Consider the following 7,841-nt stretch of genomic DNA (forward strand, 5'->3'; position numbering starts at 1 on the left):
ATGATTAATCTTCCCATGCCATATCCTGAAGAATTAATCTATAGTACAGTTGCTAGATATAAAATTAGGGCTGGATTAATTAGTCCAAAACAGTTATTAGATGACGTATTTGAAGATAGAGGTGTTGTTGCAACAGTCGATTTTCCCTGTCATTTATCTAAGATTATGAGCCACTATTCTAATAATCTCTTTAACCTCAATGACATTGTATATCAGCACACACTTTTTCCTCTATATGCTCCTTTTATTCCTGAACTAAGAAGACAAGATTGTTTGAAGTGGATAGCTGGGCAATCACAAGGCTCTATTCATCTATCTATAGGTAGTAATGCTTCAAGACTACCACCTTTAAAATATATTCGTTTCTGTCCACAATGCTTGAATGAGCAGTTTAAAACTCATGGAGAGTGGTATTGGTCTCGCATGTGGCAAATTTCAGGAATAACCTGTTGTATTAAGCATGGAAAATTAGTGAATTCTTTAGTTAGATATCGCCCTAGCTCACGTCATGATTTTATTGCTCCCACTCCACAAAACTGTATTATAAAACAACAAGAAAGTATCAGTGAAGATGATAGATTTCTTACCTCTAAAATAACTGAGCTTTTATCTTTAACTGAACAAACTTCAGCTACTTTTGAGCAATGGACTACATTTTATCAAAATTTAGCTAGAACGCATGACTGTATCAAGGGCACTCAGCAGATTAATCATGCCTGTATATTAGAGAAAGTGAAAAAAAGATGGTCATTAGAGTTTCTAGAGTCAAATAACTTAAATAAACTTGATAGTGAAACAGGTTGGCTTCGAAATATTTTTCGTAAACATCGTAAGTCATTTAGTTATATGGAACATATTGTTGCTATTGAATCTCTATTAGAAAAAGAATGGTCTTTTAAAACAATATTAGCTCAGGTAAAAAGCCGACCAAGTAAAGAATATGGAAAAATAATACAAACAGAGAAAACCTTCAAGTCTGATAGTAACTTAGTAGAGGCTAAGCGAAATATTTGGATTAACTTAATCAAGACTAGCCAATCTATTAAAGATACTAGGAAATCCAATCAAGCACTTTATACATGGCTATATAGACATGATAAAACATGGCTTCTTAATACTAATAAAAAATATCATACCTATTACACTCCTGTAGGTACAAAAGTTAACTGGTATAACAGAGATAATGAGCTTGTGCGAAAATTGATAAGAATAAATAATGATACTGTCTGGGACTTGCAAGTACCTCGTAAATCAAAAAGATGGTGGATAAAACAGATAGGTTCGGTCTCTATGATTGAGAAAAATTTTGATAAATTACCCTTAGTATCAGCCTTTCTAAATAAATACTGTGAAGATGTCAGTGACTATCAGATTAGACGATTAAGCCGTGTGTTAATTGATAGCTTATTAGACAAAAAAGCTCTACAGTGTTGGGAGGTATTAAGACTAGCTGGATTAAGTGATGAAAGAATTAGCCCTGAGTCTAGTCGATTTCTAGCAAAGGCGCATAATATTGTGAACAATCAAATTAGCAAGGTGAGTATATGAAAGTGGAATACTATCCAGAAAACTCCCAGATATGGTATGTTGCTCATCTTTTCAAATTTCACAATTTAAAGACTTGGAACATTGACCTTTGCATAAAAAGTGGTCAGCAGGAACAGGTATTACATACTAGACTGTCAAATTTGCCAGCAATTGCAAAAAGACGTTTTATAAATCCTACTGATGGTCAGGCTCGTAAAGCTGGCTATCCATTTAATCTGAAAAATATATCTACTTCTAATTGGCAAGTGGGAACTGATTTAGAAAGTGGAGGCAATACTTTTGTATTTGACTACATCCAATTTAACGATACAACAATAACAATTCATATACCTCAAATTGAGTTTGCCCGAGTTTTATTTTTTCATAACGCTTATCTTGCCCGAAACTGTATAGATCAGAGCATACTCAGTAGAGAGTTTTGGATTCAAGAAGTTCAGAAAAATTCAATACTAGTAAATATTTTACCAACAAACTCTCTATCTCTAAAAACCTTTGAAAGTGAGAGTCAAAGACGCTTATTAGCTTGGGTACTAATAGACGATAATGCTCGCGCCTCTTATGAAAGTATAGCTAAAAATTTTATTAAAGGAGTAAAACAAACTCAAGATAAAAAGATGTGGTGCTTTAGTTTTAATCCTCCCAATTTAGAGGATATTTCGCTCGAAACTACAGGTTGGCTGGATAAAAAAACTAATAACTACTATGTCTATGAAATTTTAGGCATTAGTAATATTCCTTCGTCATTATCTCAAAAAGTACAGTTTTATAGTGATAAGTTCAAAGTTGGTAAAAAAGGTAGCACTAAAAGCAACAGTGCTAAGCCAATTGGTTCAAAAGATAGCGATACTATTGACGATCAGCAAGAACCAAATATTGATACTAAGTTAAAAAAAATAGAGATTCCAACAACCTCTTTTAGTTTTGCAAATGCAATAGAAACTCGAAAAGTTATCAAAAAAAGAGTTTCTGGTACAAAAGGGCTAGAAGCTGAAGAGTATGAGGAATTAGTAGAACTGGATCTTAGTGCAGATGAAGCCATAGTTGATGGTACTGCATGCCAAGCAGATTTCTCTGGACTTGACGATGATAGTGACGTTTTAGAACTTTATATGCAACGATTTGAAGCTTTTAAACTGTTAATAAAAAGGCTTTCCAAACACCCAGCTATTGAATGCACTGAGAGATTACATTTTTTACCTGCTGTTGGACGTTCTAGGCTACATAGAACAATAGACGGAAATAAACGCTCTATACTTGAGGTTAGAGTTAAAACGGATACATCTCAGTTTGTTATTTTAGAAATAGATACGAGTGATAACTCTAAACCAGTGTCAACTTTGATAATAAAGGTTGATGACATCAATACTTGGAATGAACATATTGATGAGGTATTAAAGATAATTGTTAAGAGGTCGCTACGCTGGCCGAAGATTAATTATCTCAAAAAATTCGGCACTGTACGCACATTAAATCACCCTCAAGGTATATTAGAGCTTACAGAGGATAGTGAGGAGATTATTAGCTGGCAACATAGATTAAACCAAGCCTTAAGTATTGTTTAGTGTGCCCTACTCTCAGATATAGAGTTTCATAAAAATAATTTAAGTATTTATTATGAATATTTTAAAATAACTGTTTAATATCAATATCTAATGCATCACATATTTCATATATTTTCTTTAGGGTAACATTTTTCTCACCTCGCTCAATATTGCCCATATAACTACGGTCAATATTGGCCAACTCAGCTAACTTTTCTTGTGAAAGTCCTTGCTCTTTTCTAACCTCACGTACTCGCTTACCAAATGCTATTACCCTATCATCTTTAGTCATATTTATAGCTACCACAACAAAGAAATAGCATTATTTGCAATGGTTCTATATAATATCTACGGACTATAGTCGGTATTACAGGGTAATAATGGAAACAACAGTAGAATATCAATCAAATATCACTGAAACACATAAGATTATCTGTAAAAAATACTGGTTACGAGCAGATGGTAAAAAAAATAGTTATATCTATAGTTGCCAAGATATTGCTCAAGAATTTGATATGAAGAGTCAGGAAGTAACAGAGATTGTTAAACAGAATTCTTGTTTAAAAATTCTTGGTCGTAGGTGTGTTGATTGTGGAGCTATCAAAACTTGTTATACACGTACAGAGTTTACCGAAACCAAGCTAGGTAAGAGAAATAACTGGCAGTGTGACAGTTGTCAAATTGCACTACAAAAGCAAAAAGAGCAAGAATATTTAGAATATTGTTTAGAGCAAGAGCGAATTAAACAGCAACATAAACAGGTACTCATAAATAAAATGGGGGAATACAGAAATTTTCAGTTACGTCATATACCTTCAGTATCTGAAATTGATGTGCTTACTAAATTATTGCTTGTATTAATTACTGAAAGTTGGGGAGTAAAGAGCTTTCAAAAGACCATTTCTTTACGTGATAATTTGTTAATACCATTGTCACCATCTAATCAGTTAGATATAAAAATAATAGAAAATTTATTCAAAGAGAATGTGTTAATACTCGGACTTCAGCAAAATATAAATAGTATTGAACTTAATGAATATGCTGAGCTGGATATAGACTACCAAACAGTTCGTTTAGACATAGCATATCCTTTAGAGGTTATGATACAGCTTAGAAAAGAGGTCAAGGAAAACAAAGAAATTGCATATCAGTTAATGAATATACCTATGTTTAAGTATTGGTGTCAGCGAATACAGCTATCAGAGTGTGTAAGCTATTTAAATGCCCAATCAAGATTAAATAATTTAACCCCTAATGTTAGTCAAAATATGTTGAATCTACTTAAAGAATGTTTAACTAAACTATCAGTATCAGATATGTATTATGTTATTTGGAAAGCTGTTGATAGTGCTAAGGAATATGCAAAACAAACAGGCATTACTAGACAACGTGCTTCAAACTCTATTCAAGGTAATATAGAGAGGGTCTTTAAAAATATATCAACAGGGCATTGGTTTCGTAATCCCTCACATCGTAAATTAGAACACCCACAATCTGCTGTCGCAAAAGTATGTTTTGACTATATTTTTGGAGTAGAAGATGGTGGATTTTATTACACATTAAATGAACTTTCTAATAAATTTGAAGAACAAGATAGTTGTAAGAAATCAAATTATTCAACATTAGCAAATGTTCAATATCTAAAGAAGGATATTGAAATAAAACGACACTAATTGACGCTTTATTAGGTTCTTGTACTCTACTTGATATTAAAGTTTGTTATATTATAAAGGTCAGTTTTTATAGCTAATTTTATATGTCACTAATCACAAAAGGATATGATATGAAAAAGTCACTCATGCTTGCCACACTTTGTTTGGGAGCAATGCTAAGTAGTACCGCTAATGCTAGAGATAAAGCACCTCAAATGACTGATTATGGCTATAAAGTTGATGCTATTGTTGATGGCTATCATATTGACCAATGTAGCCCTGATTTAGAGGGTAATATTGATATGTGTAGCCGAACAATGGTCAATAAAGTCAAAGAAATTGCAAAATACCCAGCAAACTTTGGTAAAAATTCAGTGCTATTTAGATTTTGGGATAGTGGTCTGAATTATTGGGTTTATGGTGCAGTTAATAAACAAACCAAAAATATTTTTGTATACCCTAGAGGGTTACGAGCTATGCAAGGGAATTTGAAAGATGTCAAAATTACCTTAGGCAAAAATCGGGATAGAATATGTACTGCTGGTGATGGTGTCATGATAGAAGGTACACAATATTCAAAATCATACGATGATACTTCTAATGAAGTAGATTACTGTACACCTTATAGTGATTCGGAAGGGTTTGGTCAAACTTTAGAAGTAGATAGCAAAACGAGAAAAGTTATTCAAGAAGTATGGTATTAAATTTTACACACTAAAATATAATAAGGAATTGATAATGAAAACCAAGCAAATGCTATTAGGATTAACCCTTACAATCATGACTATAAGCTCTGCTAACGCTAAATCCACTTCTACAGATTGGACTGCAAAATTGAAACCAATGACAGAAGGCTGCGCTTCTGTAGAGATGTATAGCTTATCACAAACTCTTAAAGAATCTATTGTCAATCAAAAAATGGAACATCAAAATAATGAAGAAATCACCACTTATACACTAGAAAATGCAACAGCCTTTGGTCAACCACTATCTAAAATTGAACAAATGCAAAGTCTTGAATGGGGACATATGAGATTATACTTTAAAAACAACCAATTTATGTCTTTACGTTCACAATTTAAACTACCAGTAGATGATTATGGTGATGTTGTAAGAAATGACACAATGGGGTATCAAGTTGGCGAAGGAATGTTAGTAGTATCATTAAGGTTTGATGGCGAACAAAAAACTATTACTTGTGCGTATTAATTGATAGAACACTTGTAAAATTTATTATTAGCTCTTATAACTTGTTACTTAAGATTAATAAAATAGGTGCTTTTGCACGAAGTATAATAATCAAGCATGCTTCAAACTCTATTTATACTATTTGAACCATAGTTCGGATAAAATCCAATTTAAGCATTTGATTTGAAAGCAAATTATTTTTCAATCACTCAAATACTCTATTAAACTAGAAGTGTTCTGTAAGTTTTATTCTAAGTTTATAGAGGCTTATATTCTATAGTTTTTGATAATATTAGGTTGAGCCTAAAATATTGACAGTTATTATCCCAAATTCAGGATTAATTATGTTTTTCATTGCATTGAAGTGGCTATAGTTTTCTCCCAACTATAATTATGGCGTGTATAAAATTCAAATAAGCGGAAGCCAGATATAAATACAAGCAAGGATAATAGCAGCCCCATAACTTGCCTTTAGCTTATCATAGCGAGTAGATATTCCTCTAAAGTTTTTTAACCTGGCAAACGCATTTTCAACTAAAGGACAGCAACCATACAAGTACCAATCTAAGTTATCGTTATCATTCTTATAATTTGACTTAACAGATATGACTGATAAAGAAAAATTGTAGTGGTCAAGTAATTTTAGACACCATTTAAGAGGATTTTATTAAAAAACAACCTATCTTTCTCAGTAGGTGTTAAATTGTACTAGCTCAAACCTAATCTGACAGTACCCCCAAATTGACGGTCAAGATGTCAGGTTATATTTGAGCTAAATTCTTTTGTGCCCAAACGGATTTACCCTCAGTAAGCGTTTGCATAGGTGTTCTACCACAGCACATCTTACCTTGATGAGTTCTTTCATAATTATAATAAACAAGCCAATCATCTAAATCAGCTTGTAGAGACTCTAGATTATCGTAAATCTTCTTTCGAAAAGCAATTTGATAAAACTCTTGTAAGATAGTCTTATGAAACCGCTCACAAATACCATTGGTTTGCGGGGATTTGGCTTTAGTCTTAGTATGATCTATATCATTGATAGCCAAATAAAGCTCATAATCATGTTGTTCTACCTTACCGCAATACTCAGTACCTCTATCTGTTAATATTCTAAGCATCGGTAACTCATGCTCTTGATAAAACGGCAATACCTTATCATTGAGTAAATCAGCAGCTGTAATCGGTGTTTTGGTATTATATAACTTAGCATGTGCTACCTTCGAATAAGTATCTACAAAGGTCTGCATATAAACACGTCCAACGCCTTTTAAATGACCGACATAGAAAGTATCTTGTGAGCCTAGGTAGCCTGGATGTGCTGTTTCAATCTCACCAGATGCTTCATCGTCTAGTTTTTTCTTTTCAAGTGCTGATATTTGCTCATCAGATAAGAGGATGCCTTCGGCTTCTACTTTTGCCTCTAATGCCTTTAAACGTTTATTGAAGTTTTCTAGGTTGTGTCTTAACCATATAGAACGTACACCACTGCCTGAAACAAAAATACCTACTTTTCTAAGTTCATTAGAGGTTCTGTGCTGACCGTGAGCAGGATAGTCTATGGCATGTTGTATGACAGCTTGTTCTGTGGACTCATCAACTCGATTCTTAAGGTTAGGTACTCGCCTTGATTGATTCACTAATGCGCCTATACCGCCGTTGTCTGCCATTTCTTTATAGCGATAAAAGGTGTCTCGAGAGACCCCCATTATTTTACAAGCTTTAGAGACGTTACCTAGCTCTTGAGCTAAGTTTAGTAAGCCTGCTCTGTGTTTGATGATTGGATTACTATTTGTGCTAGAATGGTTCATGTGTGTTATTCCTTATTTGATAAAGTTTAGACATCTTCATCAATTTGGGTAACACACTCTTTTTTAAAGTGTGATTGTCAGATTAGGTTGAGACTAGTACA

At 33.2% G+C, this 7,841-nt stretch carries 7 protein-coding genes and 1 pseudogene; 5 read left to right on the forward strand and 3 right to left on the reverse strand.

What is annotated here, in order from left to right:
- The gene (locus FHK88_RS08460; protein WP_227430302.1) at nt 1-1,548 is read left to right on the forward strand and encodes a TnsD family Tn7-like transposition protein; all 1,548 of its coding nucleotides are present in this window, start codon (nt 1-3) and stop codon (nt 1,546-1,548) included.
- Complete coding sequence (locus FHK88_RS08465) at nt 1,545-3,110, forward strand: Tn7-like element transposition protein TnsE (RefSeq protein ID WP_227430303.1); 1,566 nt, start codon at nt 1,545-1,547, stop codon at nt 3,108-3,110. Before FHK88_RS08460 ends, FHK88_RS08465 begins: the two co-directional genes overlap by 4 nt.
- Nucleotides 3,111-3,171: 61 nt before the next feature.
- On the opposite strand, the gene FHK88_RS08470 is transcribed toward FHK88_RS08465, so the two are convergent.
- Nucleotides 3,172-3,381 (reverse strand): helix-turn-helix domain-containing protein, encoded by a 210-nt coding sequence (locus FHK88_RS08470; protein ID WP_227430304.1) that lies wholly within the window; start codon nt 3,379-3,381, stop codon nt 3,172-3,174.
- Between the two features lie 88 nt (nt 3,382-3,469).
- Between FHK88_RS08470 and FHK88_RS08475 the strand changes: the two genes are divergently transcribed.
- The 3 genes from FHK88_RS08475 to FHK88_RS08485 all read left to right on the forward strand — a co-directional run bounded on the left by FHK88_RS08475 (nt 3,470) and on the right by FHK88_RS08485 (nt 5,950).
- Nucleotides 3,470-4,762: a hypothetical protein gene (locus FHK88_RS08475; RefSeq protein WP_227430305.1), complete on the forward strand. Its 1,293-nt coding sequence runs from the start codon at nt 3,470-3,472 to the stop codon at nt 4,760-4,762.
- A gap of 110 nt (nt 4,763-4,872) precedes the next feature.
- Entirely contained in the window at nt 4,873-5,445 is a 573-nt protein-coding gene (locus FHK88_RS08480) for a hypothetical protein (protein ID WP_227430306.1), read from the forward strand.
- A gap of 34 nt (nt 5,446-5,479) precedes the next feature.
- Nucleotides 5,480-5,950, forward strand: a complete 471-nt coding sequence (locus FHK88_RS08485; protein WP_227430307.1) for a hypothetical protein — start codon at nt 5,480-5,482, stop codon at nt 5,948-5,950.
- 388 nt (nt 5,951-6,338) lie between these two features.
- Here FHK88_RS08485 and FHK88_RS08490 read toward each other — a convergent pair.
- Together FHK88_RS08490 and FHK88_RS08495 are read right to left on the reverse strand one after the other, a co-directional pair.
- Nucleotides 6,339-6,539: pseudogene (locus FHK88_RS08490) on the reverse strand (IS5/IS1182 family transposase); the annotation flags it as partial.
- A 151-nt stretch (nt 6,540-6,690) separates the two neighbouring features.
- Nucleotides 6,691-7,740 carry an IS481 family transposase gene (locus FHK88_RS08495; RefSeq protein WP_227429178.1) on the reverse strand — a complete coding sequence of 350 codons (1,050 nt, stop codon included), beginning with the start codon at nt 7,738-7,740 and terminating at the stop codon, nt 6,691-6,693.
- Nucleotides 7,741-7,841: the final 101 nt, after the last annotated feature.

The sequence above is a fragment of the Psychrobacter sp. I-STPA6b genome, assembly GCF_020662265.1.
In the GTDB taxonomy this organism is placed as follows: Bacteria; Pseudomonadota; Gammaproteobacteria; order Pseudomonadales; family Moraxellaceae; genus Psychrobacter.

What these genes read in the sequence shown, in the direction of transcription:
- FHK88_RS08460 (WP_227430302.1), top strand. Translation starts at nt 1, where the DNA reads ATGATTAATCTTCCCATGCCATATCCTGAAGAATTAATCTATAGTACA.
- FHK88_RS08465 (WP_227430303.1), top strand. Translation starts at nt 1,545, where the DNA reads ATGAAAGTGGAATACTATCCAGAAAACTCCCAGATATGGTATGTTGCT.
- FHK88_RS08470 (WP_227430304.1), bottom strand. Translation starts at nt 3,381, where the DNA reads ATGACTAAAGATGATAGGGTAATAGCATTTGGTAAGCGAGTACGTGAG.
- FHK88_RS08475 (WP_227430305.1), top strand. Translation starts at nt 3,470, where the DNA reads ATGGAAACAACAGTAGAATATCAATCAAATATCACTGAAACACATAAG.
- FHK88_RS08480 (WP_227430306.1), top strand. Translation starts at nt 4,873, where the DNA reads ATGAAAAAGTCACTCATGCTTGCCACACTTTGTTTGGGAGCAATGCTA.
- FHK88_RS08485 (WP_227430307.1), top strand. Translation starts at nt 5,480, where the DNA reads ATGAAAACCAAGCAAATGCTATTAGGATTAACCCTTACAATCATGACT.
- FHK88_RS08495 (WP_227429178.1), bottom strand. Translation starts at nt 7,740, where the DNA reads ATGAACCATTCTAGCACAAATAGTAATCCAATCATCAAACACAGAGCA.